The sequence below is a fragment of the Marimonas arenosa genome, assembly GCF_030848945.1.
GTDB classification, from domain to species: domain Bacteria; phylum Pseudomonadota; class Alphaproteobacteria; order Rhodobacterales; family Rhodobacteraceae; genus Marimonas; species Marimonas arenosa.
Genome location: NZ_JANHAX010000002.1, coordinates 544095 through 568897 on the forward strand (window position 1 = coordinate 544095; position 24803 = coordinate 568897).

At 64.4% G+C, this 24803-nt stretch carries 27 protein-coding genes; 17 read left to right on the forward strand and 10 right to left on the reverse strand.

Going from position 1 to position 24803, the window contains the following annotated elements:
• Positions 1 to 94 precede the first annotated feature (94 nt).
• The 6 genes from NO357_RS08865 to NO357_RS08890 all read right to left on the reverse strand — a co-directional run bounded on the left by NO357_RS08865 (position 95) and on the right by NO357_RS08890 (position 6806).
• Positions 95 to 1441, reverse strand: coding sequence for a S41 family peptidase (locus NO357_RS08865; RefSeq protein WP_306735279.1), 1347 nt, complete (start codon positions 1439 to 1441; stop codon positions 95 to 97).
• A 3-nt stretch (positions 1442 to 1444) separates the two neighbouring features.
• Positions 1445 to 2581, reverse strand: a complete 1137-nt coding sequence (locus NO357_RS08870; protein ID WP_306735280.1) for a murein hydrolase activator EnvC family protein — start codon at positions 2579 to 2581, stop codon at positions 1445 to 1447.
• On the reverse strand, positions 2578 to 4101 hold the full coding sequence (gpmI, locus tag NO357_RS08875) for a 2,3-bisphosphoglycerate-independent phosphoglycerate mutase (protein ID WP_306735281.1): 1524 nt from the start codon (positions 4099 to 4101) through the stop codon (positions 2578 to 2580). Before gpmI ends, NO357_RS08870 begins: the two co-directional genes overlap by 4 nt.
• Positions 4102 to 4332: 231 nt before the next feature.
• Positions 4333 to 4803: a 23S rRNA (pseudouridine(1915)-N(3))-methyltransferase RlmH gene (gene rlmH, locus NO357_RS08880; protein ID WP_306735282.1), complete on the reverse strand. Its 471-nt coding sequence runs from the start codon at positions 4801 to 4803 to the stop codon at positions 4333 to 4335.
• Positions 4804 to 5259, reverse strand: coding sequence for a ribosome silencing factor (gene rsfS, locus NO357_RS08885; RefSeq protein WP_306735283.1), 456 nt, complete (start codon positions 5257 to 5259; stop codon positions 4804 to 4806).
• A 134-nt stretch (positions 5260 to 5393) separates the two neighbouring features.
• Positions 5394 to 6806 carry a mechanosensitive ion channel family protein gene (locus tag NO357_RS08890; RefSeq protein ID WP_306735284.1) on the reverse strand — a complete coding sequence of 471 codons (1413 nt, stop codon included), beginning with the start codon at positions 6804 to 6806 and terminating at the stop codon, positions 5394 to 5396.
• A gap of 455 nt (positions 6807 to 7261) precedes the next feature.
• On the opposite strand from NO357_RS08890, the gene leuC reads away from it, so the two are divergent.
• From leuC to NO357_RS08910, 4 genes are all read left to right on the forward strand, one after another.
• Positions 7262 to 8668 carry a 3-isopropylmalate dehydratase large subunit gene (gene leuC / locus NO357_RS08895; protein WP_306735285.1) on the forward strand — a complete coding sequence of 469 codons (1407 nt, stop codon included), beginning with the start codon at positions 7262 to 7264 and terminating at the stop codon, positions 8666 to 8668.
• An 84-nt stretch (positions 8669 to 8752) separates the two neighbouring features.
• Positions 8753 to 9358 (forward strand): 3-isopropylmalate dehydratase small subunit, encoded by a 606-nt coding sequence (leuD, locus tag NO357_RS08900; RefSeq protein WP_306735286.1) that lies wholly within the window; start codon positions 8753 to 8755, stop codon positions 9356 to 9358.
• A 381-nt stretch (positions 9359 to 9739) separates the two neighbouring features.
• Entirely contained in the window at positions 9740 to 10585 is an 846-nt protein-coding gene (locus tag NO357_RS08905) for a hypothetical protein (RefSeq protein ID WP_306735287.1), read from the forward strand.
• A gap of 101 nt (positions 10586 to 10686) precedes the next feature.
• The gene (locus NO357_RS08910; protein WP_306735288.1) at positions 10687 to 11652 is read left to right on the forward strand and encodes an endonuclease/exonuclease/phosphatase family protein; all 966 of its coding nucleotides are present in this window, start codon (positions 10687 to 10689) and stop codon (positions 11650 to 11652) included.
• Here NO357_RS08910 and NO357_RS08915 read toward each other — a convergent pair.
• On the reverse strand, positions 11587 to 12498 hold the full coding sequence (locus NO357_RS08915; protein ID WP_306735289.1) for a Rossmann-fold NAD(P)-binding domain-containing protein: 912 nt from the start codon (positions 12496 to 12498) through the stop codon (positions 11587 to 11589). The two genes, NO357_RS08910 and NO357_RS08915, sit on opposite strands and share 66 nt — an antisense overlap.
• Positions 12499 to 12592: 94 nt before the next feature.
• Between NO357_RS08915 and NO357_RS08920 the strand changes: the two genes are divergently transcribed.
• The 5 genes from NO357_RS08920 to NO357_RS08940 all read left to right on the forward strand — a co-directional run bounded on the left by NO357_RS08920 (position 12593) and on the right by NO357_RS08940 (position 15341).
• Complete coding sequence (locus tag NO357_RS08920; RefSeq protein WP_306735290.1) at positions 12593 to 13489, forward strand: LysR family transcriptional regulator; 897 nt, start codon at positions 12593 to 12595, stop codon at positions 13487 to 13489.
• 160 nt (positions 13490 to 13649) lie between these two features.
• Positions 13650 to 13994: a hypothetical protein gene (locus NO357_RS08925; protein WP_306735291.1), complete on the forward strand. Its 345-nt coding sequence runs from the start codon at positions 13650 to 13652 to the stop codon at positions 13992 to 13994.
• Positions 13995 to 14113: 119 nt separating this feature from the next.
• Positions 14114 to 14281: a 50S ribosomal protein L33 gene (gene rpmG / locus NO357_RS08930; RefSeq protein ID WP_005630270.1), complete on the forward strand. Its 168-nt coding sequence runs from the start codon at positions 14114 to 14116 to the stop codon at positions 14279 to 14281.
• Between the two features lie 107 nt (positions 14282 to 14388).
• Positions 14389 to 14889 (forward strand): GNAT family N-acetyltransferase, encoded by a 501-nt coding sequence (locus tag NO357_RS08935; RefSeq protein WP_306735292.1) that lies wholly within the window; start codon positions 14389 to 14391, stop codon positions 14887 to 14889.
• A gap of 101 nt (positions 14890 to 14990) precedes the next feature.
• Positions 14991 to 15341 carry a DUF4342 domain-containing protein gene (locus NO357_RS08940; protein ID WP_306735293.1) on the forward strand — a complete coding sequence of 117 codons (351 nt, stop codon included), beginning with the start codon at positions 14991 to 14993 and terminating at the stop codon, positions 15339 to 15341.
• A 68-nt stretch (positions 15342 to 15409) separates the two neighbouring features.
• Here the strand turns inward: NO357_RS08940 and NO357_RS08945 are convergent, their stop codons facing one another.
• Positions 15410 to 16186, reverse strand: a complete 777-nt coding sequence (locus NO357_RS08945) for a Bax inhibitor-1/YccA family protein (RefSeq protein ID WP_306735294.1) — start codon at positions 16184 to 16186, stop codon at positions 15410 to 15412.
• A gap of 160 nt (positions 16187 to 16346) precedes the next feature.
• Complete coding sequence (locus NO357_RS08950) at positions 16347 to 16565, reverse strand: DUF1127 domain-containing protein (protein WP_306735295.1); 219 nt, start codon at positions 16563 to 16565, stop codon at positions 16347 to 16349.
• Positions 16566 to 16704: 139 nt separating this feature from the next.
• Between NO357_RS08950 and NO357_RS08955 the strand changes: the two genes are divergently transcribed.
• A complete protein-coding gene (locus NO357_RS08955; protein WP_306735296.1) occupies positions 16705 to 17556 on the forward strand; it encodes a LysR family transcriptional regulator in 852 nt (283 codons plus the stop codon).
• A gap of 16 nt (positions 17557 to 17572) precedes the next feature.
• Here NO357_RS08955 and NO357_RS08960 read toward each other — a convergent pair whose 3' ends face one another.
• Positions 17573 to 18532 carry an NADPH:quinone oxidoreductase family protein gene (locus NO357_RS08960; RefSeq protein WP_306735297.1) on the reverse strand — a complete coding sequence of 320 codons (960 nt, stop codon included), beginning with the start codon at positions 18530 to 18532 and terminating at the stop codon, positions 17573 to 17575.
• Positions 18533 to 18843: 311 nt separating this feature from the next.
• Between NO357_RS08960 and NO357_RS08965 the strand changes: the two genes are divergently transcribed.
• The 7 genes from NO357_RS08965 to NO357_RS08995 all read left to right on the forward strand — a co-directional run bounded on the left by NO357_RS08965 (position 18844) and on the right by NO357_RS08995 (position 24767).
• Positions 18844 to 19209: a helix-turn-helix domain-containing protein gene (locus NO357_RS08965; protein WP_306735298.1), complete on the forward strand. Its 366-nt coding sequence runs from the start codon at positions 18844 to 18846 to the stop codon at positions 19207 to 19209.
• A 68-nt stretch (positions 19210 to 19277) separates the two neighbouring features.
• Entirely contained in the window at positions 19278 to 20102 is an 825-nt protein-coding gene (locus NO357_RS08970) for an inositol monophosphatase family protein (RefSeq protein ID WP_306735299.1), read from the forward strand.
• A gap of 108 nt (positions 20103 to 20210) precedes the next feature.
• Entirely contained in the window at positions 20211 to 21551 is a 1341-nt protein-coding gene (locus NO357_RS08975; RefSeq protein ID WP_306735300.1) for an 8-oxoguanine deaminase, read from the forward strand.
• Positions 21552 to 21600: 49 nt separating this feature from the next.
• A complete protein-coding gene (locus NO357_RS08980; protein ID WP_306735301.1) occupies positions 21601 to 22029 on the forward strand; it encodes a CAP domain-containing protein in 429 nt (142 codons plus the stop codon).
• A gap of 106 nt (positions 22030 to 22135) precedes the next feature.
• Positions 22136 to 23527, forward strand: coding sequence for a magnesium transporter (gene mgtE, locus NO357_RS08985; RefSeq protein WP_306735302.1), 1392 nt, complete (start codon positions 22136 to 22138; stop codon positions 23525 to 23527).
• Positions 23524 to 24084 carry a 5-formyltetrahydrofolate cyclo-ligase gene (locus NO357_RS08990; RefSeq protein ID WP_306735303.1) on the forward strand — a complete coding sequence of 187 codons (561 nt, stop codon included), beginning with the start codon at positions 23524 to 23526 and terminating at the stop codon, positions 24082 to 24084. Before mgtE ends, NO357_RS08990 begins: the two co-directional genes overlap by 4 nt.
• 206 nt (positions 24085 to 24290) lie before the next feature.
• Positions 24291 to 24767 carry an OsmC family protein gene (locus NO357_RS08995; RefSeq protein ID WP_306735304.1) on the forward strand — a complete coding sequence of 159 codons (477 nt, stop codon included), beginning with the start codon at positions 24291 to 24293 and terminating at the stop codon, positions 24765 to 24767.
• The last annotated feature ends 36 nt before the right edge of the window (positions 24768 to 24803 follow it).

The following is a 24803-nucleotide window of genomic DNA, read 5'->3' on the forward strand; positions in this document are numbered from 1 at the left end:
GTGTGTTGCCGCTGACTCTAATGTGCGCGGAGGGCAAGGAAAAGGGCCGCGGTTTCCCGCGGCCCTGCCTGGTGTCCGGTGGCTGGATCGGTGCTCAGTCCTTGTCGCCGAGCGCCGTCAGACCCTTGAGGATGTCGATGGCATAGGCCAGCTGGTAGTCGTCTTCGCGCAGCTTGGCCGAGGCCTCGGCTTTGGCGCGGTCGTCTTCGATCTGGCGGATCTCGTCCTCGGTCAGGCTGTCGTTCGACAACGCCCCGCGCAGATCGGCCTCGGACCGGGCGCGGCGGGCGGCGCTGGTTTCCTCTTCCTCCTCGGCGGTGGCGCCGGGGTCGCGGCGCGGCTGTTCCACCACAATATCGGGCGAGATGCCGAGTGCCTGGATGGAGCGGCCCGACGGCGTGTAGTAGCGCGCCGTGGTCAACCGCATGGCGCCATCGCCGCGGAGCGGCATCACCGTCTGGACCGAGCCCTTGCCGAAGCTGCGGGTGCCGACAACGATGGCGCGGCGGTGATCCTGCAGCGCTCCGGCGACGATCTCCGAGGCCGAGGCCGAACCGCCGTTGATCAGAACGACCAGCGGCTTGCCCGTAGCCAAGTCGCCGGACTGGGCGTTGTAACGGTCGCCATCGGCCGGATTGCGGCCGCGGGTCGAGACGATCTCGCCGGATTCGAGGAACGCATCCGAAACCTTGATCGCCTGGGTCAGCAACCCGCCGGGGTTGTTGCGCAGGTCGAGCACGAAGCCGTTGACGGCGTCGATGCCGCCAGCCTCTTCGACCTGCTTGGCGATGCCTTCTTCGAGGTTGGGATAGGTCTGGTCGTTGAAGGTGGTCACCCGCAGCACCACGGTCTTTCCCTCGGTGCGGGTGCGCACGGCGGTCAGCTTGATGGTGTCGCGGATGATCGACACGTCGAACGGTTCGTCCACGCCTTCGCGGGCGATGGTGATGACGATCTCGGAGCCCACCGGTCCGCGCATCAGGTCGACCGCCTCGTCCAGCGTCAGGCCAAGGAGTGACTCGCCGTCGACATGGGTGATGAAGTCGCCGGCCTCGACGCCGGCTTCGTCGGCGGGCGTGCCATCGATCGGTGAGACGACCTTCACGAAACCCTCTTCCTGGGTCACCTCGATACCCAAGCCGCCGAATTCGCCGCGAGTCTGGACCCGCATGTCGGCGGCATCCTCGGGCGAGAGATAGGACGAGTGCGGATCGAGCGATGTCAGCATGCCGTCGATCGCGGCTTCGATCAGTTCGGTTTCGTCGACCTCTTCGACATATTGCGAGCGGATGCGTTCGAAGATGTCGCCGAACAGATCGAGCTGCTGGTACACATTCGTCGTTCTGGCCGCCTCCTGTGCCAGAAGCGGGGCGGCCACCTGGGTGGTGACCACCGCACCGGAGATGATGCCGACGCAGGCGGCAATCAGGGCTTTCTTCATCGCTTATCCATCCTTCGCAATGCTGAACCAGGCAGACGGGTCTGTCGGGACATTGTTTTCTCTGACCTCTATATAGAGCGTTTCCGTGCGGTCGGCACCAGTCCCTTCGCCGCTCTGCGTCAGAATCTCGCCGATTCCCGGGTCGGCTCCGCCCATCAGACCGATCGGTGAGCCCGCCGGCAGGACCTGGCCGGTGTCACCGTAGACGACATCGAGCCCGGCGACCACGAACAAAAGCCCGGCTCGCGGTTCGAGGATCATCACATTGCCGTAATCGAGCAGCGGGCCGTGATAGCGGATGGTGGCGGCAGCGGGTGTGGTGACCAGCGCCCGGGGGCGGGTGGCGACGATGATGCCGGGGCGCTTGATGCCGGCGGCGTCCGATCCCATGAAGCCGCGCAGCAGTCGGCCCTGCACCGGCAGTGCCAGCTTGCCTTTGCGGTGCGCGATATCGGGCAGTGAGCCCTCGGCCTCGTCGACCGCGATCTCGGAAAGGCCGGAGGCGAAGCCTTCGAGGGTTTCCGACGAGGCGATCAGCAGCGCGGTCTTGACCGGGTCTTCGGTGAACCGGCGGGGCAGCGGGTCGCGGTCGGCCACCGCCTGGCTGAGCTGGGTGCGGGCGGCCTGAACGCCCTCGAGACCCTGCTGCAGGGTTTCGCGGGCGCTGTCCTGAAGCCGACGCAGGGTACTGACTTCTTCGAGTTTGGCGCGCAGTTCGTCTACACGCGTGTTGAGCGCCGGCGTCACGTCGGCGAGGATCATGCCGGCCCGCGCGGTGCCGGTGGGGCCGGCCGGGTGCAGCAGCAGCGCCGGCCGGCGCTGGTCGCCGATCGATTGCAACACGCCAAGCAAACGGGCGATTTCGGTTTCGCGGGCGGCCAGTTCGCGGGTCAGCGTCTGTTCGCGGATCGAGGCGCGCCGCAGCCCTTCGCGCATCGCCGCCAGACCGTCCTCGAAGGCGCGGATGGCTTCGCTGAGGGCCTTGACCCGGTCACGCGCGGTCTCGGCCGCGTCGAGCCCCTGCGTCGCCTTGGCAAGCCGCGCCGCGGCGGCGCGGGCGGCGTCAGCCGGGGCGGGGGACTGGGCCATGGCTGTTCCGGCTCCGATCAGCAGGCAGAGAAGGCCGGCGCGCAGGCTCATGTCAGCAGGCTCCGGCCGGTCATTTCCGGCGGCTGTGGCAGGCCCATGAGGTGCAGCAGCGTCGGGGCGAGATCGGACAGCCGCCCGGCGCGCAGCGTGGCCCCGTCGGGACCACCTACCAGCGCCACCGGCACCGGGTTGGTGGTATGCGCGGTGTGTGGACCGCCGGTTTCGGGATCGACCATGGTTTCGCAATTGCCGTGATCGGCGGTGACGATCATCGCGCCGCCCGCCTTTTCCAGCGCCTGCATCACCCGGGCGAGCCCGCGGTCGACCGCTTCGCAGGCCTTGATCGCGGCCTGCAGGTCGCCGGTATGACCGACCATGTCGGGGTTGGCATAGTTGGTGACGATCAGGTCGTATTTGCCGCTTTCGATGGCGGCGACGAAATGCTCCGTCACCTCGGCGGCGCTCATCTCGGGCTGAAGGTCATAGGTCGCCACCTTGGGCGAGGGCGCCATGTAACGGTCTTCGCCAAGCTCGGGCGCTTCCTTGCCGCCGTTGAGGAAGAAGGTGACATGCGGGTATTTCTCGGTCTCCGCCAGGCGGAACTGTTTCAGACCCTGTTTCGCCACCCAGGCGCCGAGCGTGTTGACGATCTCGCGCGACGGGAAGACCGTGGTCATGTAGGCGTTGTGGGCCTCGGAATACTCGACCATGCCCATCAGCGCGGCGAGTCTGGGGCGCGGGCCTGTGTCGAACGCGTCGAACCGGGGATCGCCGATGGCGGCCAGGATCTCGCGGGCCCGGTCGGCGCGGAAGTTGAGGCACCAGAGGCCATCGCCGTCTTGCACGCCCGAAAAATCGCCGATCACCGTGGCCTGAATGAACTCGTCGGTTTCCGAGCGGTTATAGCCGTTGTTGATGGCCGCGGTGGCGGACCCGGTACGGAACTGGCCGTTGCCTCGGATCATGGCAGCGTAGGCTTCGGCGACCCGGTCCCAGCGGTTGTCGCGGTCCATGGCGAAATAGCGGCCGGTGAGCGTGGCGACGCGGGCCGTCGCCGGCAGCGCCGCCTCCAGCGTGGCAACATAGCCGAGCGCCGATTTCGGGGAGACATCACGGCCATCGGTGATGGCATGGATGGCAACCGGGATGCCGGCGTCGGTCAATGCCTTCACAGCGGCGGTCATGTGGTCGAGCGAACCATGCACGCCGCCGTCCGAGACCAGCCCCATTAGATGGGCAGTGCCGCCGGAAGTCTTCAGCTTCGCGACGAACCCTGCCAGCGCGGCATTGGCGAAAAACGAGCCGTCCTCGATCGCCAGGTCGATCTGGCCGAGATCCATCGCCACCACCCGGCCGGCGCCGATATTGGTGTGGCCAACCTCGGAATTGCCCATCTGGCCCGACGGCAGTCCGACATCCGGGCCGTGGGTGATCAGTCGGTTGTGGGGATAGGTCGTCATCAGCTGGTCGAAGGCGGGCGTGTGGGCAAGCGCCGGGGCGTTGTTGGCGGTGTCCTCGCGCAGGCCCCAGCCATCGAGGATGCAGAGGACGACGGGTTTCGGGATGCTCATGTCGTGCCTTTCCGTTTGCGATTGCCTTTAAATCCTCCGCTTGCTGGGAGCAACCGGCGGATTGCCGCCCGCGGACACGTCCCGTCTGCCCCCTCGCCCACCCGCAGACGTGAATTCTGGATGGAAAACGCATCGTCCACGCTGCTGCTTCTTCTGTTCAGAAATACCTCGGGGGTTTGGGGGCAGCGCCCCCAATCCACTGGAATAAAGCGTGCGCAGCACACAATGCGATCAAGCGCGGTGATAGGGTGTGCCGGCCAGGATCGCGGCGGCGCGGTAGAGCTGTTCGCAGAGCATGACGCGGGCCAGCATGTGGGGCCAGACCATTTGACCCAGGCTGAGTGACAGGTCAGCTCCGGCGCGTAGCCCGGGGTCGAGCCCGTCGGCGCCGCCGATGAGGAAGGCGAGGTCCGAGGTGCCGTCATCGCGGAACCGGGCGAGCGTGGCGGCGAAATCGGGAGAACTCATCAGCTTGCCGCGTTCGTCGAGCGCGATCACGCGGGCGCTCTGCGGCACCGCTTTCTGCAACAACACCGCTTCGCCGGTCATGCCGCCGCCCTTGCGGTCCTCGACGTCGATAAGGGTGAGCGGGCCGAGCCCGAGGCTGCGGCCGGTCCGGTCGAACCGCGCAGCATAGTCGTCGATCAGCACCTTTTCCGGGCCGGCGCGAAGCCGGCCAACGGCGCAGATTGTGACCCGCATTCAGCTCTGCGCTTGCGCGGTTGCCGTTGCGGCAGCCTTGGCGGGCGGCTGCCACATCTTCTCGAGCTGGTAGAACTCGCGCACCTCGGGGCGGAAGACATGGACGATAATATCGCCGGTGTCGATCAGCACCCAGTCGCCGGCATCCTTGCCCTCGATCTTCGATAGCCGTCCGAGCTCGTGCTTGAGCCGTTCGACCAGCTTTTCGGCGATTGCGATCACCTGCCGCGAGGAGCGCCCCGAGCAGATCACCATGTAATCACCGATCGAGGATTTGCCGCGCAGGTCGATCTGCACGATGTCCTCGGCCTTGTCGGTGTCGAGAGAGGAAAGGATGTGCGCGAGAAGCGTCTCGCTGGACACATCGGCGGGGGTCTGCGCGACGGCATAACCCTGTGGCGCGGCCGTGGCCGCATCAACGTCGGTTGACAGGACTTGGGTCCTCCTTTGCTGCACACCGGATCAGGCCCCCGATGCCGGGCGTGGTCGAATCGTAGCATCGGATGTGTGTTTTCTCAACGAAAGCTTCAAGGGGGTGGAAAAATCGGAGGCCCGGTGCCCTCGAAAATGGCAGCTGCCGATCAGACCCGTCAGTCGAGCACTTTGGTTGCCAGTTGCGAACCGTCGAGCATGCGCACTTCGCGCTGCGGGAAGGGGATAGTGATGCCGTTCTCCTGGAAGGCATCCCAGAGCGCGAGAAAGACGTTGCCGCGGATGTTGGTCAATCCGCCGGTCGGGTCGGTGATCCAGAACCGCAGGATGTAATCGACCGAGCTGTCGCCGAAGCCGACGATATGGCAGACAGGCGGCTTGTGGGTCAGCACCCGGTCGACCCCCTTGGCGGCCTCAATCGCCAGCGCCCGGACCTTGTGCGGATCGTCGCCATAGGAGGTGCCGAAATGGATGTCGAGCCGGACGAACTCGTTGGTGTGCGACCAGTTGACCACCTGGCCGGTGATCAGGTCTTCGTTGGGGATGAGAAACTCTTTGCCGTCGCGGGTAACCACCGAGGTGTAGCGCGCGCCCAGCGTGTCGATCCAACCGAAGGTCTCGCCGAGAGAGATCACGTCGCCGGGCTTGATTGACTTGTCCATCAGGATGATCACCCCGGAGACCAGGTTTGACACCACTTTCTGTAGGCCGAAACCGAGGCCGACGCCGATCGCGCCCGACAGGACCGCGAGGCCGGTGAGATCGACGCCGATCGCCTTCAGCCCAATGAACACCGCTGCACCGTAGAGCAGGACCTGGATGAACTTGATCGCCAGCACCTGCATCGAGGGGCTGATGTCTTGGTTGCGCTTGAGCCCGGTGGAGGTGGTTTGCGACAGGAACCGGGCGATCGCGAACAGCACACCGAGGGTAAATACGGCTTGGATCAGGATCCAGAGCGACAGGTGCAGCGTACCGAGGTCGACTGCGGCGCTGTCGAGCAGGGTGCGGGCTTCGTCGGTGAGGTTCAGGATCGACAGCGTCACCCAGGTCCAGCCAGCATAGCGCACCACGGTGCGTAGGAAGTTGTTGACGATGAGCCGGGACAGGACGGCAATGATCAGCCAGGCCAACGCCAGATTCGCGATGATTCCGAGCAGGTAGGAGCGGGACGGCCAATGGAAGTTGTAAGGCGCGGGCCAGGTGATCTCGCGCATGATCCAGATGGTAGGCCAGATCAGTGCGTTGAAGAATATCAGCTGCAGCCGCTTTTCGATCAGCAGCAGGAAGCGGAAGCGCCATTTCGGCCAGTTCTCGCGGGTGCGCATCCATTCGCGCAAGCGCGGCGCGACGTAGCGGCAGAGTGCCCAGGCGAGCAGGAAGAGAACCAGCGCGATGACCAGTTGATAGGCTGTCCAGGGCCGCATCAGGTCCTGGGTGAAGAACCGCTCGAGCCGATCCGCCAGCGACAGGGCGATTTCCTGCGCATCCTGCGCCGAAGTCGCGGGCTTTGCCGGGGCGCTCTGGGTGGCGGCGCCGGTCTGGTCGAGGGGGGTCGCGGTTTCTGTCATCGCCTTGCCTGTCTGCCGAGACAGAGTTGCACGGCGGCACGGTTCGGACAAGCCGGGCTTTTCGCAGGTCACGCGCGGGTCGGGAAAGACGGTTGCTGACTTGGACGATTGTCCGAAGAACAATCACCAGAAGCAGAACAATAGACGCTTACCAACAGGGATCAGGTGCCAAGGCGTGATTTCATGACTGGGTCAGGTGCGCGAGGTTTTTGGGGCCGCCGACCGGCTTTGACGCCTCCGGATGCGGAGGACGGTTGCGGCTCCGATGGTGTCGGGCCTTGCGGGACTCGGGGTCAGCCTGTATCTGACGGCTCATGACACGGGTTTTTGACATGGAAGACCGCGCGCGGCTCAACGAACGCTTTTTCGGCGAGGCGTGCTCGGTGCTGGCGCGCCTGTAGGCGCCGAGTATCCGTTCCGCTGGATTTTCAGAACAACCGAAGGGGAGAGGACCGATGTCCCCCAAAACGCTCTATGACAAGATCTGGGATGCCCACGTGGCTCATGAGGCCGAGGATGGCACCTGCCTGCTCTATATCGACCGCCATCTGGTGCACGAGGTGACCAGCCCGCAGGCCTTCGAGGGGCTGCGCCTGGCCGACCGCGAGGTGCATAGTCCGGACAAGACCATCGCGGTGCCGGATCATAACGTACCGACCACCCCGGGCCGCGAGGACCCGGCGCAGATGACCGAGGAAAGCCGCATCCAGGTCGAGGCGCTGGACAAGAACGCGCGCGATTTCGGTATTCACTATTACCCGGTGAACGATATCCGCCAGGGGATCGTTCACATCGTCGGGCCGGAACAGGGCTGGACCCTGCCGGGGATGACCGTGGTCTGCGGCGATTCACATACGGCGACCCATGGCGCCTTCGGCGCGCTGGCGCACGGGATCGGCACCTCCGAGGTCGAACATGTGCTGGCCACCCAGACGCTGATCCAGAAGAAATCGAAGAACATGAAGGTCGAGATCACCGGCAAGCTGAAGCCCGGCGTGACCGCAAAGGACATCACCCTTGCGGTGATCGGCAAGACCGGTACCGCCGGCGGCACCGGTTACGTGATCGAATATTGCGGCGAGGCCATTCGCGACCTTTCCATGGAAGGCCGCATGACGGTGTGCAACATGGCAATCGAGGGTGGTGCCCGCGCCGGCCTGATCGCGCCGGATGAAAAGACCTTTGAATACATCAAGGGCCGCCCGCACGCGCCGAAAGGCGGGCAGTGGGAGCAGGCGATGGAATGGTGGAAGACACTCCATTCCGATGATGATGCCCATTGGGACAAGATCGTGACCCTGAAAGGCGAGGAAATCGAGCCGGTGGTGACCTGGGGCACCAGCCCCGAGGACGTGTTGCCGATCACCGACGTGGTGCCGTCGCCCGAGGATTTCACCGGCGGCAAGGTCGAGGCGGCGAAGCGCGCGCTTGATTACATGGGGCTGACGCCGGGCCAGAAGCTGACCGACATCAAGGTTGATGCCGTCTTCGTGGGGTCGTGCACCAATGGCCGGATCGAAGATTTGCGCGAGGTTGCCAAGGTCCTGAAAGGTCGCAAGGTGGCCGATGGCGTGCGGATGATGATCGTGCCCGGCTCGGGGCTGGTTCGTGAGCAGGCCGAGGAGGAAGGTCTCGCCGAAATTTTCCAGGAGGCCGGGGCGGAGTGGCGGCTGGCCGGTTGCTCGATGTGCCTTGCGATGAACCCTGATCAGTTGGCCCCGGAAGAGCGCTGTGCCTCGACCTCGAACCGCAATTTCGAGGGGCGGCAGGGCTACAAGGGCCGCACCCACCTGATGAGCCCGGCGATGGCCGCGGCGGCGGCGGTGACCGGTCATCTGACGGATGTACGTGAATTGACATGAGGCGCGGGGTGCCGGGCTGAAGCCCGGCCTACGCAAACCCGTAGGGCGGGCTTCAGCCCGGCATCCGTTCCAAGGAGACAGACAATGGAAAAATTCGACAAACTCAGCGGGATCGCGGCGCCCATGCCGCTGGTGAATATCGACACCGACATGATCATCCCCAAGGTGTTTCTGAAGACGATCAAGCGCTCGGGGCTGGGGGTCAACCTGTTCGACGAGATGCGCTATGATCGCGACGGTAACGAGATTCCCGATTTCGTGCTCAACAAGCCGGCCTATCGCGAGGCGCAGATCCTGGTGGCGGGAGATAATTTCGGCTGCGGCTCGTCGCGCGAACACGCGCCCTGGGCGTTGGCGGATTTCGGTATCAAGGCGGTCATCTCGACCTCGTTTGCCGACATCTTCTTCAACAACTGTTTCAAGAACGGCATCCTGCCGATCGTGCTGCCGCAGGAACAGGTGGACGCGCTGATGAAGGATGCCGAGAAGGGCGCCAACGCCCGGATGGAGATCGATCTTGAGGCGCAGACGGTGACCAGCTCGGACGGCGATGTGTTCCACTTCGAGGTCGATCCGCACCGCAAGCATTGTCTTCTTAACGGGCTCGACGACATTGGCCTGACGCTGGAAAAATCGGCATCGATCGACGCTTTCGAAAAGAAAATGGCGCTCGAACGTCCCTGGGTCTGACCGTCGCCATCAGCCGTTGCGAGAATGAAATGTGGCCGCCCGCACGCCGGGCGGTCTTTTGTTTAGGTCTGGTAAACAATGAGTGACGCGCAGTCGCGTCAGATCGTGGTGGCCCTAGCAGCGCCCGACGCTACATCCACAACATCTTGTAGGTGCTTGAGACCGTGCCATTTTTTTGCACCGAAATTGATGCATTCGCGCACCAGTTGTTCCCTCAAAAGGTCGGAAACTTTGTGTCTTTGTTAACCATGACTTGAGCCGGACAGCGAAAGAAGGCAAAAATTGGGCAAGAATGAGGCAGGCCGCGGACCCTCGCGGCATCAAGTTGGAAAAAGGCGCCGGCAGAGCACCGGTTCCGGCCAGTTTGAAGGGAATGGGGCAGTGGTATCCCGACTGACAAGTGCGCTCGTGCGCGCGTGCCTGATGGCGCTTTTGATCGCCATGCCGTCGCTGATGCTGGCGGATGTCAGCTCGGACACGACGCAAATCGTCGTGCTCGTGGCGATCCTCGCTTTCCTCATGACCTTTATGGAATACTACAGCGAGTATCCCTCGATCGTGGAATTCCGTTTCGCGCCGCCATTCAACCGGCTACGCTTTGCCGCCCTGTTCCTGACGGTGACCTTGCTGTCACTGATCTGCTCGGGCAAGACCGACCCCAGTAACCTGGCGACGCTGGCCACGAAATTCGGCACGCTTCTGGGCAATGCCATAGATTTTCCCTATTCGCCGGTCCGTCTTGTGGTGTTGATGCTGCCCGACAACAGCGACCCGGCGCTGGTGTCGTCGGTGCGCACGGCGGCCGGGATTTCCTACATGCTGTCCCTGTTGTCCCTGTTCGTTTTCGTGACGCTGGTGCGGTTGATGGGCTGGCCCACCCGCAAAGGGGCGTTCAACGTCTGGGTCAACCTGCCGCTGTTCGACCCGACCGCGGGCGGAGATGTGCTGGCACGGTTGAAGCGCGACGCCGGTCTTAACATTATGTTAGGGATTTTACTGCCATTCCTGATCCCAGCGGTTGTCAAAGCGGCGGCGGATCTGATCGATCCGATCACCATGGACAACCCGCAGACACTGATCTGGACGATGAGCGCATGGGCCTTTCTGCCAGCAAGCATGATCATGCGCGGCATAGCGATGAGCCGCGTGGCCGACCTGATCGAGGAAAAACGGATGCGCGCCTATGCCGAAGCCAAGGCCGAGCGCGAAGGCTTGCAGCACGCCTGATCCTTCTGGCCCTGGCGGCGCTGTCCGCCGGAACCGTTCAGGCCGAAGACATCCGGATTGCCACCTTCAATGCCGAGCTGTCCCGCAAGGGACCGGGACTTTTGCTGCGCGATATCCTGAAGGGAGATGACCAGGCTGACGCGGTCGCCGAGGTGATCGCCCGCGTCGCGCCGGACGTGCTGGTGTTGAACGGGATCGACTATGACCATGGCAATCTGACGCTGACCGCGCTGGAAGCGCTGGTGGCCCAGCGCGGCCACCGGATGCCTTTTCTGTTCGCGGCCCGGCCCAACAGCGGCCGGGCGACGGGACTGGATCTTGACGGCGACGGACGGCTGGGCGGGCCCGGCGACTCCCAGGGCTGGGGCCGGTATGCCGGCGATGGCGGCATGGCAGTGCTGTCGCGGTTTCGCATCGGCGCGGCGCGTGATCTGAGCGGGCTCTTGTGGGCCGGGCAGGACTGGGCGCTGCTGCCGCGCGAGGAGGGCAAGCTGGTCCCGTCTGAGGCAGCCTATGAGGCGCAGCGGTTGAGCTCGGTGGGGCATTGGGTGGTGCCGGTGGAGATCGGCGGGCGGAACCTGAGCGTGATGGCCTTCCATGCCACGCCGCCGGTTTTTGACGGGCCGGAAGACCGCAACGGCAAGCGCAATCACGACGAGATCGTATTGTGGCGGCACCTGCTGGACGGAGCTTATGGCGGCGTGCCGGATGGACCTTTCGTGATCGCGGGGGATGCCAATCTCGACCCGTTGGACGGCGAGGGGATCAAGGTGGCGATTACGGGGCTGCTGAGCGACAAGCGGCTGCAGGACCCGGCCCCGCGCAGCGCCGGCGCCGGGGCGGCGGCGGATGCGGACCATCGGGGCGACCCGGCGCTGGATACGGTGGACTGGCCGAGGGCCGAGGCGGGCGGGCCGGGGAACCTTCGGGTGGACTACGTCTTGCCGTCAGCGGGGCTTGAGGTAATGGGCGCGGGCGTCTGGTGGCCCGCGCCGGGCGAGTCAGACCAGGAGATTGCGACCCGCGCCAGCCGTCACCGGCTGGTCTGGGTGGATATCCGCTGGTAACGCGGCGGCGAGCACCTCGCGCAGCGGCGTCGGTTCGAAATCGGGCAGCAGCGTGTCGAACCTCCGGGATGACAGGCTGTGCGGCACCTCCCAGAGGTAGCGCATTTCCCGCAATTCGCGGGCCAGTTCCCAGACTGGCGAGGCGAGGGTGATGAGCCACCAGGGGAAGCGCGAGAACGCCAGCTTGCGGTTCAGGATGGATTCGAGTTCGGCCCGCAGCGTGTCGAGGCTGAAGGCATGGCCGGGGAAGGGGATATCCTCGAAACCACCCAAGTCGTCCCGACTTTCCGCAAGGCTCGCCGCCGCATCGGCCCAGTCGGGCAGATAGGCATAGGTATGCAGCCTGTCGGTCGGGCCGGGGGCGGTGATACGGCCGCGTTTGATCTTGGAGAGCAGCATCAGGCTCATGATGTCACCCTGGTGGTCGGGGTCGATGAAATCACCTGCCCGCAGGACGATGGTCTGCACACCGCTGGCGCGGTAGCTGCGTTCCATGTCGAGACGGATGCGGCCTTTGCGCGAGCAAGGCTGGGGCGACGTGGTTTCGGACCATTCGCCGGGGGTGTCCCCGAAATGATAGACATTGCCGGGAATGAGCACGGTGGCACCCGAGGCCTGCGCTGCGGCGATGACCTGAGCGGTAATCGCGGGGATCAGTTCGACCCAGTTGTGGTAGTTGGGCGGGTTCAGGCCGTTGACGATGAGATCGCACCCCTGGGCGGCCCGGGTCATGTCGTCGGTGGCGCGGTTGAAGCGGCGGATGGTCCAGCCGCGGGCGGCGAAGGCGCGGGCGGCATGGGTGCCGATCTTGCCGCTGGCGCCGAGGATGAGGGCCGTTTTGGACATGTAAACCTCCTGATCAAAGTGGAACGAGATCAAGATAGGGTTTCTTCAGAGAATAGGAATTGTCAAAAAGATGAAGGCATGTATTCATAAATGAATGGTAGGAGAGATCGGAAAACTCGATTGGGCCCTGGTGCAGGCCTTTCTGGCGGTAGCGGACACCGGGTCCCTGAGCGCGGCGGCGCGGGTGACGAGCGCCAGCCAGCCGACGCTGGGACGGCAAGTGAAGGCGATCGAGGCCGCGCTGGGGCTGGTGCTGTTCCGGCGCCACCCCAAGGGGCTGGCCCTGACCGAGGACGGAGCGGCGCTGCTGCCGGCGGCACGGGCGATGCGCGAGGCGACGCGTGAGATCGCCATGTATGCCGCCGGCCACGAGGGGAAACTGCGGGGCAATGTGCGGCTGACTGCCAGCAAGATGGTCTGCCATCATGTGCTGCCGGCCATCGTGGCGCGGATCCGGGCAGAATTGCCGGAGGTGGCGGTGGAACTGGTGCCGTCGGACACCAGCGAGAACCTGCTCTATCGCGAGGCCGATATCGCCGTGCGGATGTACCGGCCCGAACAGCTCGACATCGTGGCGCGGTATCTGGGTGATATCGAGTTGGGGCTTTTTGCGGCCCGGAGTTATGTCGAACGGCGCGGGCTGCCCGATAACGCCGAAATGCTTCGGGCGCATGAGATCGTCGGCTATGACCGCAGCGAGTTGATCGTGCGCGGGATGCAGGCGCAGGGTTTCGATGTCTCGCGCGAGGATTTTCCGGTCCGCTGCGACGACCAGACGGTCTATTGGGAACTGGTCCGGGCCGGCTGCGGTCTGGGCTTCGGCCAGGCGATGGTGGCGCGGCGTGACCCGGATATGGTCAAGATCGACCTCGGGGTGCCGATCCCGCCTCTGCCGGTCTGGTTGGCGGCACATGAGGCGTTGCGGCACACGCCGCGGGTGCGGCGGGTGTGGGACATGCTGGCCGAGGGGTTGGGCAAGGTGGTGACCTGAGGCACCTTGGCAAGGTATCGATCGCAGGAATACCTTACTTTCGTTGTCACCACTGAGCTGTATTGTGATCTGGTGCTCGCGCCGATCAAAGTTCTCTGGCCGGGCTTGTTTTTTAAGCCCGTGCAGTCTTTTCCAAGTTATTTCAATCAGGAGATATCCAATGACCAACTATACCGGTACCTACGTCGGTGTGAACGCGACCGGCAAGACGATCAGCAACGTGTCGATCAAGCACGAATGCGGGGACAAGACCAACACGACCGTGTTAACGGCTGCGAGCCTGTCGCCGGGTCAGGCAACGTCGACCCAGACGCTGAAATCTGAGAGCGGCAGCGGCGATGACTGGACCGTGAGCTTCGAGCTCGATGGCGAGACCAAGGAGCGCGACGGCAAGGGCTGTAACATGCCGAACGAGAACGGCGGCTGTTGCGTGCTCGTCTTCTATGAGGACGACTTCTCGGTTGTGACACCCGACACCAGCCCTTGTATGCACAACCATTACTGATTGTTCATTTACCGCGCGCGAGCGTGCAAAACCCGGTTGACTCGTGCGCGGTATTCTCTAAAAGGCAGGCTTCATAAGAATTTCGCGGGCGCATGGCCGCCCGCTGCAGGAGACAGACCATGGCGAAGCCGACCACCATCAAGATCCGCCTGAACTCGACCGCCGGCACGGGCCACTTTTATGTGACCAAGAAGAACGCTCGCACCATGACGGAAAAGATGACCGTACGGAAATACGACCCCGTGGCGCGCAAGCATGTCGAGTACAAGGAAGGCAAGATCAAGTAAGATCGTCGCCCGAGACAACGCCAAGGCCGCGCCCGATCCGGACGCGGCCTTTTTCTTTTTCAGGCAGGGCCGGATCGGCGCGGGAGACAACAGCGAGGACCCCCGCCATGCCGGACCTGATCATCCGTTCCGCCCGCAGCCGGGATCGCGCAAGCATCGGCAACGTGCTGGCGCGCTCCTACGGCACGTTGCTTGCCGCCGACTATCCCGAGGTGCTGTTGCAGGAGGTTCTGCCGATCCTGACGCGGGTGCGGCCCGAATTGCTGGCCCAGCCCGGCTATCTGGTGGCCGAGCGGGCCGGGCGTGTCGCCGCCGTCGGTGGCTGGACACCGGCGGCACCGCAGGGTGGTTCGGGCGGCGAGGACGTGGGCCATGTCCGGCACGTCGCCTGCGACCCGGAATGTCTCAGGCAGGGGGTGACGCGGGCGCTGATGCTGGCAGCGATCGCCCAGGCGCGGGCGGCGGGGATGCGGCTCCTGTGCTGCCTCAGCACCCGCACGGCGGTGCCGTTCTATCACGCTCTGGGGTTCGAAGGTGCGGCGGAGATCGAGTTGCGATTGCGGCCGGGGCTGTTCTTCCCGGCGGTCGACATGCGCCGTTGCCTGTGAGCGGAGTTTTGCCGTCCCGGCCAGACGTGATCTGCGTCATGCCGATGTCGGCACAGGCCGTATACACTTCGCGCCGAATGGACTCAGCGAAGAGGTGTGAGATGTCTGACGCAAGACAGAACGGCGAAAAGAACGTCGAAACGAATGCCGAAAAGAAAACCACATGGGTGGAAGAGATCGAAGTTGCCGGCGAGCAACTGGTGGATTTCGTAAAGAAGATGGCCGCTGAGGGTCAGGTCCGGCGGCTACGCATATTGGAACCGGATGGAGATATCGCGGTCGATATCCCGCTGACCGTGGGTGCGATTGCCGGTGGTGCAGTCGTGATCGCCGCGCCGGTGCTGGCGGTGCTCGGGGCCTTGGCGGCGTTCGTGGCCAAAGTCAAGGTCGAGATCATACGTGATGAGGAGGCGCCGCAGCAGGAAACCGGTGAAAGCGGCGGCGAAGGCTGAAAGGATCCGGAAAAAAACAAGGGCCGGTCAAAGCGACCGGCCCTTGCGCAGCGTAAGACGCTTCCGGCTTATTCGCGATTGCCCAGCAATTGCAGCAGGAAGATGAACATGTTGATGAAGTCGAGGTAGAGCTGCAGCGCGCCCATGATGGCGGCCTTGCCCAGCCATTCGCTGTCGCCGTGGTGGGCGTGGGCGACATAGGTCGACTTGATGTTCTGGGTGTCATAGGCGGTGAGGCCGGCGAAGATCAGCACACCGATCATCGAGATCGCATAGGCCATGGCCGGCGATTGCAGGAACCAGTTGATCAGCATCGCAACCAGCAGGCCGATCACGCCCATGATCAGGAAGCTGCCCCAGCCCGAGATGTCCTTCTTGGTGGTATAGCCCCAGAGCGACAGTCCGGCGAAGGCAATTGCCGTCACCAGGAAGGTCTGTACGATCGAGAAATCGGTATAGACCAGGAAGATCGAGCTGAGCGAGACGCCGACGAGACCGGCATAAACCCAGAAGTAAAGCTGGGCTCCGGCCGCCGTCAGGCGGTTAAGCGCTGCGCCGAACAGGAACACCATGGCCAGCGGTGCAAGGATCACCACCCAGCGCAGCGGCGAGGCATAGATCGCCTGACCCAGGGCCGAAAGATACTCGCCGTCGCGCAGCATGATGCCGGTGGCGGTCGGGTCGCTGGTCACGGCCAGTCCGGCAATCGCCCAGGCCGCGAGCGCGGTAATCAGCATGCCCACGGACATGGTGCCGTAGACCTTGTTCATGTGGGCGCGAAGCCCGGCGTCGATCTCGGCCGTGCGGACGCCGGCACCGGCCCGGATCGTGTCGAATTCTGCCATCGAAATCCTCCGAAATTTCATTCAGTTCCCCCGGCGCGGGATGCACCGGAGGGTCACGGAGGAATATCGTGTAACTGCGACATATTTTCAAGGACAACGGAACGCGTTCGGGCGGAAACGCTCTGTTTTGTGATTCATCAGGGTTTGCAAGCCGACTTCTTCAGCCGCGCCAATGCTCTGGTGCGTCCCAGAATGGACGCCGCGCTTCGGCCAGCGCCGCGTTGCGGGTGACGCCGATATCGGCCAGCGCATCGGTATCGAGCCGGGCGAGCTGCTCCCGCTGCCGCCGCAAAGACAGGAGGGCTGAAAGCTGCGGACCGCGCAGGACCGGGCGCCGGAACCAGGGGGAGAACCGCGCGAGGGTAGATGGTGTGGACATACTCTTCTCCTTTCGTGATTGAATTATCGGTTGGTATTCCCGTTCGTGATATCTAGAGCCACGAAAAGCATCTTGAAAATGAATATATGAGAGAGTTAACATCAATAGTTGTGATGATATGGCGGAGCAGGAGTCTGGAATGCGCAATCTCGATCTGACGACGCTGAGGTCGTTTGTGGCGGTGGCCGATCACGGCGGGGTGACCCGGGCGGCGGGGATGCTGAACCTGACGCAGTCGGCGGTGTCGATGCAGCTCAAGCGACTGGAAGAGCTGCTCGGGACCGAGTTGCTCGACCGGAGCAACCGCAAGATCGCGCTGACGGCAAACGGTGAGCAGCTTATGGGTTATGCACGGCGGATGGTGCAGCTGAACGACGAGGTTGTGGCGCGGCTGACCGATCAGCTTTACGAGGGTGAGATCGTCCTGGGGGTGCCGCATGACATCGTCTATCCGCTGATCCCGAAAGTGCTGCAGGAATTTCATGCCCGGTTCCCGCGGATGAAGGTGCAACTGGTGTCATCTTGGACCAATCAACTGAAGGAGGAGTTCGTCCGCGGCGAGGCGTCGATCATCCTGACGACGGAAACCGAAACCGGACCCGGAGCCGAAACGCTGACCAAGAAGCCGCTGACCTGGATGGGTGCACCGGGCGGGTCGGCGTGGCGCCAACGGCCGCTAAGGCTCGCCTTCGAGCGCCGCTGTGCGTTCCGGCCACAGGCGATCCACGCTCTGAACGCCGCCGGAATACCCTGGGAGATCGCGATCGAAACGCAGTCGGACCGGGCGATCGAGGCGACGATCAGCGCTGATCTGGCGGTGAATGCGATGATCGAGGGCACCGAACCGCCGCACCTGGAGCCGGTGGCGCACGGCGCGGCCTTGCCAGCACTGCCGGAACACCGGATCAACCTCTATTGCACCGATTTCGCCCAGGACGAGGCCGCGGTGACATTGGCGGGCCTGATTCGCCAGGCTTTCCGCCAATGGTAGTGGCGTGACCGCAAGGTCAGGGCGTGACGATCACCTTGCCGGTGGACTTGCGGCTGCGCAGAAGCTCCAGCGCCTGGTCGGCGCGGGCCAGCGGCAGACGGTGGCTGATATGCGGCGCAATCCGGCCGTCGGCCAGCCAGGTGAACAGCGTGGCGAGGCTCTGAGTCACTACCTCGGGGCGGAATTTCAGGTAACCGCCCCAGTAGAAGCCGAGCACATCGATATTCTTGACCAGCAGGTGATTGGCCGGGATCTGAGGCACATCGCCGGAGGCAAAGCCGATCACCAGCATGCGCGCTTCGGGGTTGCAGGCGCGCAGGGCGGCGCGGAACTGATCGCCGCCAACCGGGTCATAGACCACGTCGGCGCCGCCGAGCGACTTGACCGCGTCGCGGATATCGTCGGTTTCGGCATCGATCAGATGATCGGCGCCGGCTTGGGCGGCGACCTCGAGCTTGTCCTTGCCGCGGGCACAGGCGATCACCCGGGCGCCCATCAGCTTGCCGATTTCGACCGCAGTGAGACCGACGCCGCCGGCGGCACCCAGCACTAGCAGGGTTTCGCCGCGCCTGAGCCGGGCCTTGTAATCGAGCGCGACATGCGAGGTGCCATAGGCAATCTGAAGCGCCGCAGCCTGTTCGAGATCGGCGGTTTCGGGCAGGGCGACGACCCGGTCCGCGGGGAAGCAGCCATAGTCCGCCAACCCGCCCCGGCCGCCGAACACCGCCACCTTGGCCCCTGGTGCCGGTCCGTCGACCCCGGGGCCCAGCGTCTCGACATAGCCGGCCACTTCCATACCGAGGGTGAAGGGCGGTTCGGGGGTGTCCTGGTACTTGCCCTCGATCATCAGGAGATCGGCAAAGTTGAGTCCGCACGCGGCGATTCGCACCAAAATTTCGCCCGGAGCCGGTGTGGGGCGCGGGATTTCGGCATGCTCTGGTGGCATTCCGGCGCTGGAAACTTGGTAGGCGTGCATCGAAAAATCCATGTATGTGGAGACCTTGTCTTATCCGCAGATGTTTTGAGACGTCAAAGAAGAAAGCTCGAGGGAGAGGCGATTCCCCTTGTTTTACCGAAGGTTGAGCCCGTTTAGATTGCGCAGAGTAACATTGTTTTCACCTTTTAGCTGTATTTCATCTTCATATGGAAAGGCTGAAATGCTAGATTCAACCCAACCTTTGTTGCAATCAAAAGCATGGCAGCGAACTCGGGCCGTTCCGGAGAAAAACTTGGGGACCCGCCGGACGATCGCCCTAACAACAGGACGAAGGTGATAAGGAGTTGTAAATGGCACACCCCGTAGATGTTCACGTTGGGAAACGGATTCGCCACCGCCGCTGGCTTGTGGGAATGACCCAGCAACAATTGGCCGAACAGGTTGGGATCAAGTTCCAGCAGATTCAGAAATACGAGACCGGGGCCAACCGGGTGAGCGCATCGCGGCTTTGGGACATTTCCGAAGCGCTCGACGTGCCGGTGAGTTTCTTCTTCGAAGGGCTCGACGCAGAGGCCGTGAAACCCGGCGACGCCGTCCCGGCCGATCTGATGGGGGACAAGGAGGCACTCGATCTTGTGCGGTCCTACTACGCGATCCCCGAAAATCAGCGCCGGCGGCTGTTCGACCTGGCGCGGGTTCTGTCCGACGTGGCTTGAGCCTGCGGAGCCGGCGGGCTACCTCTGCACCAAAGCGGGGGCGCCGTTATGGCACGGAGGCAAGGCGCGTGAGCGTTTACGACGACAACACGGTTCAGGACATCAGGAAGACCGCCCACGCGATGGCCGATGCGGCCCGCCGGGCGGTCTTGCCGTTTTTCCGGGACGCCGGCCTGACCGCCGAGAACAAGGGCGAAAAGCTGTTCGACGGCGGCTTCGACCCGGTGACCGAGGCCGATCGTGCGGTCGAGTCGGCGATGCGCGGAGTGCTGGCGCGGGTCCGTCCCGAAGACGGCGTGCTGGGTGAGGAGCTGGGAGCCAGCAACGGCCACAGCGGTCTCACCTGGGTGCTCGACCCGATCGACGGCACGCGCGGCTTCATCTCGGGTACGCCGACCTGGGGCGTTCTGATCGCGGTGAGTGGCGAGGACGGCCCGGTCTTCGGCATGATTGACCAGCCCTACATCGGTGAACGCTTCTGGGGCGGGTTTGGCGAGGCCAGGATGCAAGGGCCGCAGGGTGCGCGCGCTCTCGGGGTGCGCGGCTCGCGTCCGCTCGATGAGGCGATCCTGTTCACCACCTTCCCCGAGGTCGGCACAAAAGCCGAAGGAGCCGCCTTTCGGAAGGTGGCGGACCGGGTGCGGCTGACACGGTACGGGATGGACTGTTATGCCTATGCCCTGCTGGCGGCGGGTCAGATCGACCTGGTGATCGAGGCGGGGTTGTCGAACTATGACATCCAGGCGCCGATCGCGGTGATCGAGGCCGCGGGCGGCATCGTCACCGACTGGCGCGGCGGCCCGGTGCATGAAGGCGGGCGCGCGGTGGCCGCCGCCGGCGTCCAGCAGCACGTGGCGGCACTCCAGATCCTTGAAAAAATGCCGCTTGATTGAGGCGGACAGCAGGCCGATACTCGGGGCGCTGCGCGGGTCTTGAGCCCCTTTTCCCCCGCGTTGCCCCAAGGTGTCTGAGGGGGGCGGACCGTTCCTTGGGAGGCTGGGATGCGCGAAATCCTGATCCGCAACGCTGATTTTCTTCTGACCATGAATGATGCCCGCGACGAGTTGCGTGGTGCCGACGTGCTGATCCGGGGTGGGGCAATTGTCTCGGTGGGGCATGGCCTCAAGACCTCGGGCGAGGTGATCAAGGCGGCGGGCTGTGTGGTGACGCCGGGGCTGGTGAATACCCATCACCACCTCTACCAGAGCATGACCCGGGCGGTGCCGGGCGGGCAGGACGCGCTGTTGTTCGGCTGGCTCAAGACGCTTTACCCGATATGGGCGCGGATGGGGCCGGAAGAAATTTTCGTCAGCGCGCAAGTAGGGCTGGCGGAACTGGCGCTTAGCGGCTGCACCCTGTCGTCGGACCACCTTTATCTCTTTCCCAACGGGGCGCGGCTCGATGATACCATCGCGGCGGCGCAGGAGGTGGGGCTGCGGTTCCATCCCACCCGAGGGGCGATGAGCATTGGCGAAAGCGACGGCGGGCTGCCGCCGGATTCTCTGGTCGAGAATGAAGCGAAAATCCTGGAGGACTGCATCCGGGCGATCGACGCGCATCACGACGCGGGCGATGGTGCGATGGTCCGGGTCGGCGTGGCGCCGTGTTCGCCGTTTTCAGTGAGCCGCGAGCTGATGCGCGATGCTGCACTGTTGGCGCGCGACAAGGGGGTGATGCTGCACACCCATCTGGCCGAGAACGACGAGGACATCGCCTATTCCGAGGCGATGTTCGGCTGTCGGCCGGGGCAATATGCCGAGGATCTGGGCTGGACCGGTGCTGACGTATGGCATGCCCATTGCGTCAAGCTCGACGGGCAGGAAATCGAACTGTTCGCGCGTTCGGGCACCGGCGTGGCGCATTGCCCCTGTTCCAATTGTCGGCTGGGCAGCGGCATTGCCCCGGTGCGGGACATGCGCGATGCCGGGGTCAAGGTGGGGCTTGGCGTCGATGGTTCGGCCAGCAATGACAGTGGCAACCTCGTGGCCGAGGCGCGGCAGGCGATGCTGTTGCAACGAGTCGCCCGCGGCGCCGACGCCATGAGCGCCCGCGAGGCACTGGAGATCGCCACCCGGGGCGGGGCGCAGGTGCTGGGCCGCGACGATTGCGGCGAGATCACCCCGGGCAAACGGGCCGATATCGCGATCTGGGACGTAACCGGGGTGGAAAGCGCCGGCAGCTGGGATCCGGCGGCGGTCTTGCTGGCGGGGCCGACCCGGGTGCGGGACCTTCTGGTGGAAGGTCGACGGGTGGTGAAAGAGGGGCGGATGGCGTCGCTCGATCTGGGGCGTGTCATCGAGCGCCAGAACGTGCTGGCGCTCCGGCTGGCCGAGGCGGTATGATCGAACACGGGATCGCGGGGCGCAGACCTGCCTTGCCGGGAGGAAACACATGCGGGTTATGGCCGTTTTCCTGGTGTTCATCGCCAGCCTGGCGCGGGCCGAACCCGTGCGCGAGGTGGCGCAGCTGACCAACCGGTTTCGCGCGGCGCAAGGGTTGGCGCCGCTCAGCGTGTCGTTGGTGCTTGAGGCCGTGGCCGATGCGCATGGCCGGGACATGGCGCGCAAGGGGTTTTTCTCGCACACGGGGTCGGACGGGTCGAGCGTCGGTCGGCGAGCGAAGCGCCAGGGCTATCGCTATTGCTTGATTGCCGAGAATATCGCCAAGGGACAGAGAACGTCGGCCGAAGTGATGAAGACCTGGACCGCGTCGCGAGGCCATCGCAGCAACATGTTGCAGGCCAAGCTGCGCGACATCGGGGTGGCCCGGGTTGGCAACATCTGGGTGATGGTGCTGGGCACGCGCATGGGCGGCTGCTGAAACCCGCCGGCCACCGCGGGAAACGGTACGTCAGGGCATTCCGACCCATTGTTTTTCAGGTCGCATTTCCCCTATGGTCCGGCCAGCGGCGGATAGGGGGCAGGAGATGAGCGACGACCAGATTCTCGCAAACGATCAGGATGCCCCCGAAGAGGAAGCCTATGAGCTGAATCGCCGGGACGTGGCCGCCGTTCTCTACGCCGTGGACATCGGCGACCGCGACCGACTGGTGGACCTGATGGAGCCGTTGCACGCGGCCGACATCGCCGACCTTCTGGAACAGATCAACGCATTCGACCGGCGCCGGCTGATCGAGCTTTACGGCGTCGAGTTCGACGGCGAGATCCTCAGTGAACTGGACGAGGCGATCCGCGAGGACGTGATCGTGGTGCTGCGGCCCGAAGTTCTGGCCGAAGCCGTTCGCGAGCTAGAAAGCGACGACGTGGTCGACCTGCTGGAGGACCTCGAAGAGCCGCAGCAGGAAGCCATCCTCGACGCGCTCGACGATGCCGACCGGGTGGTGGTCGAACAGGCGCTGAGTTTTCCGGAGGAATCCGCCGGCCGCCTGATGCAGCGCGAGGTGGTCACCGCGCCCGAGCACTGGAACGTGGGCCAGACCATCGATTTTCTGCGCTCGGCCGAGGAACTGCCCGAGCAGTTCTATCACGTGATTTTGGTCGACCCCAAGCACCGCCCAACGGGTTATGTCACGCTGGGAAAGCTGATGGCGTCGCCGCGGGCACGGCCGTTGCAGGAGATTGTCGAGGACAGTTTCCGCACCATTCCGGTCGACCAGGACGAGGGCGATGTGGCCTATGCCTTCAACCAGTATCACCTGATTTCGGCCCCGGTGGTCGATGCGGACGACCGGCTGGTCGGTGTCATCACCATCGACGATGCGATGGCGGTGCTCGATGAAGAGCACGAGGAGGATATCCTGCGCCTGGCCGGTGTCGGTGAGGGCAGCCTGACCGACCGGGTGATCGACACCACCCGCCAGCGGTTCCCGTGGCTGGCGGTGAACCTGGTAACGGCGGTGCTGGCCTCGCTGGTCATCGCGCTGTTCGAAGACGTGATCGCCGGCTTCGTGGCGCTGGCGGTGCTGATGCCGATCGTCGCCAGCATGGGTGGCAATGCCGGCACGCAGAGTCTGACCGTGGCGGTGCGGGCGATTGCCACCAAGGACCTCACCGGCTCGAACGTCTGGCGGGTCATCCGCCGCGAGGTTCTGGTGGGCCTGGTGAACGGGGTGATCTTTGCCGTGGTGATGGGGCTGGTCGGGATCATCTGGTTCGGTTCGCCCATGCTGGGCGTGGTGATCGGCATCGCCATGGTGGTGAACCTGGTGGTGGCGGGGCTTGCCGGCACGGTGATCCCGGTGGCGCTCGAGAAGATCGGTGTCGACCCCGCGCTGGCCTCGGGAGCGTTTGTGACGACCGTCACGGATGTCGTGGGCTTCTTCGCCTTTCTCGGGCTGGCCGCGGTGATGCTGCTGTGAGTGATCTGGCTGCGATCAAGGCCGCCGCGCGCAAGGCTGCCTTTGCCCGGCGCAAGGCGGCGCATGCGGCACATGGACCCGGGCGCGCGGCCATGCTGAGCGAGGTTCTGGCAGGGTATCGTGGGGTGCCGCTGGCCGGGTACATGCCGATCCGGACCGAGATCAGCCCTCTGGCGGCGATGGAAGAGGCCGCCGCGCACGGGCCGGTTGGCGTGCCGGTGATCATCGGTGACGGGTTGCCATTGAGGTTTTCACGTTGGGAACCGGGCTGTGCCACGCGCGACGGCCCGTTCGGGGCGCAGGTGCCGGCAGTGGACGATTTTTTCGAGCCCGAGATCGTGATCGTTCCGTTGGTGGCCTTCGACCGGAGCGGCGGGCGGTTGGGCTATGGCGGCGGGTTCTATGACCGGACACTGGAACGGTTGCGGGCGAAACGCCCGACGCTGGCGATCGGCTTTGCCTATGCCGCGCAGGAGGCGGACGCGCTGCCGCTGGAGCCGACCGACCAGCCGCTGGACATGGTGGTGACCGAGCGGGACGTGATCGATTTCCCTTAGGCGCGGGCAAAGGGCGCGCCACCCGCCCGCCCCGTGCTCTTTGCCTATGCCTCCCGTGCCGGTGGGCGTGCATGCGGGTGAGGTCGGATTGAGTATTTGGACCAAGAAAGAGTGAAGAAGGTGGTACCGAGCACGCCAGTAGGGCGCATCTGGACGGCGCGGTCGCGCAGGGATGACCTGCGCGGCCTGCCAAAAAGGGGAAGGACATGGCGATGGCCGAGGCGCATGATTTCACGGCGAAAGTGGTCTGGACCGGGAACCGGGGCGAGGGCACGTCTCACTACCATGCCTATGATCGAACCTGGGAGGTGCGCACCCCCGGCAAGCCGGCGATCGCCTGTTCCAACGACCCGCGGCTGGGCGGCGATCCGGCGCTGCACAACCCAGAGGACATGCTGATTTCGGCGCTCTCGGCCTGTCACATGCTGTGGTATCTGCATCTGGCTTCGGATGCGGGGATCACGGTGCTGGCCTATGACGACGATGCAGTGGGCCATGGCGAGAGTGAGCCGTCGGGGGCCGGGCGCTTTACCGGCGCGACGCTGCGTCCGCGGATCACCGTGGCCGAGGGCACCGACCTGGCAAAGGCCGATGCGATCCACCACGAGATCGGCAAGGTCTGTTTCATCGCCCGCTCGGTGGCATTTCCGGTGACATACAAGGCGCGCTACGTGGTCGGTTGAACGGGGACCAGGCCGACCCCGGCCTACGGGCTTGTC

What these genes read in the sequence shown, in the direction of transcription:
- NO357_RS08960 (WP_306735297.1), bottom strand. Translation starts at nt 18,532, where the DNA reads ATGCACGCCTACCAAGTTTCCAGCGCCGGAATGCCACCAGAGCATGCC.
- NO357_RS08980 (WP_306735301.1), top strand. Translation starts at nt 21,601, where the DNA reads ATGCGGGTTATGGCCGTTTTCCTGGTGTTCATCGCCAGCCTGGCGCGG.
- NO357_RS08965 (WP_306735298.1), top strand. Translation starts at nt 18,844, where the DNA reads ATGGCACACCCCGTAGATGTTCACGTTGGGAAACGGATTCGCCACCGC.
- NO357_RS08995 (WP_306735304.1), top strand. Translation starts at nt 24,291, where the DNA reads ATGGCGATGGCCGAGGCGCATGATTTCACGGCGAAAGTGGTCTGGACC.
- NO357_RS08955 (WP_306735296.1), top strand. Translation starts at nt 16,705, where the DNA reads ATGCGCAATCTCGATCTGACGACGCTGAGGTCGTTTGTGGCGGTGGCC.
- gpmI (WP_306735281.1), bottom strand. Translation starts at nt 4,101, where the DNA reads ATGAGCATCCCGAAACCCGTCGTCCTCTGCATCCTCGATGGCTGGGGC.
- NO357_RS08890 (WP_306735284.1), bottom strand. Translation starts at nt 6,806, where the DNA reads ATGACAGAAACCGCGACCCCCCTCGACCAGACCGGCGCCGCCACCCAG.
- NO357_RS08920 (WP_306735290.1), top strand. Translation starts at nt 12,593, where the DNA reads ATGGTAGGAGAGATCGGAAAACTCGATTGGGCCCTGGTGCAGGCCTTT.
- leuC (WP_306735285.1), top strand. Translation starts at nt 7,262, where the DNA reads ATGTCCCCCAAAACGCTCTATGACAAGATCTGGGATGCCCACGTGGCT.
- rpmG (WP_005630270.1), top strand. Translation starts at nt 14,114, where the DNA reads ATGGCGAAGCCGACCACCATCAAGATCCGCCTGAACTCGACCGCCGGC.
- NO357_RS08870 (WP_306735280.1), bottom strand. Translation starts at nt 2,581, where the DNA reads ATGAGCCTGCGCGCCGGCCTTCTCTGCCTGCTGATCGGAGCCGGAACA.
- rlmH (WP_306735282.1), bottom strand. Translation starts at nt 4,803, where the DNA reads ATGCGGGTCACAATCTGCGCCGTTGGCCGGCTTCGCGCCGGCCCGGAA.
- NO357_RS08865 (WP_306735279.1), bottom strand. Translation starts at nt 1,441, where the DNA reads ATGAAGAAAGCCCTGATTGCCGCCTGCGTCGGCATCATCTCCGGTGCG.
- NO357_RS08940 (WP_306735293.1), top strand. Translation starts at nt 14,991, where the DNA reads ATGTCTGACGCAAGACAGAACGGCGAAAAGAACGTCGAAACGAATGCC.
- leuD (WP_306735286.1), top strand. Translation starts at nt 8,753, where the DNA reads ATGGAAAAATTCGACAAACTCAGCGGGATCGCGGCGCCCATGCCGCTG.
- NO357_RS08925 (WP_306735291.1), top strand. Translation starts at nt 13,650, where the DNA reads ATGACCAACTATACCGGTACCTACGTCGGTGTGAACGCGACCGGCAAG.
- NO357_RS08975 (WP_306735300.1), top strand. Translation starts at nt 20,211, where the DNA reads ATGCGCGAAATCCTGATCCGCAACGCTGATTTTCTTCTGACCATGAAT.
- NO357_RS08950 (WP_306735295.1), bottom strand. Translation starts at nt 16,565, where the DNA reads ATGTCCACACCATCTACCCTCGCGCGGTTCTCCCCCTGGTTCCGGCGC.
- NO357_RS08945 (WP_306735294.1), bottom strand. Translation starts at nt 16,186, where the DNA reads ATGGCAGAATTCGACACGATCCGGGCCGGTGCCGGCGTCCGCACGGCC.
- NO357_RS08935 (WP_306735292.1), top strand. Translation starts at nt 14,389, where the DNA reads ATGCCGGACCTGATCATCCGTTCCGCCCGCAGCCGGGATCGCGCAAGC.
- mgtE (WP_306735302.1), top strand. Translation starts at nt 22,136, where the DNA reads ATGAGCGACGACCAGATTCTCGCAAACGATCAGGATGCCCCCGAAGAG.
- NO357_RS08915 (WP_306735289.1), bottom strand. Translation starts at nt 12,498, where the DNA reads ATGTCCAAAACGGCCCTCATCCTCGGCGCCAGCGGCAAGATCGGCACC.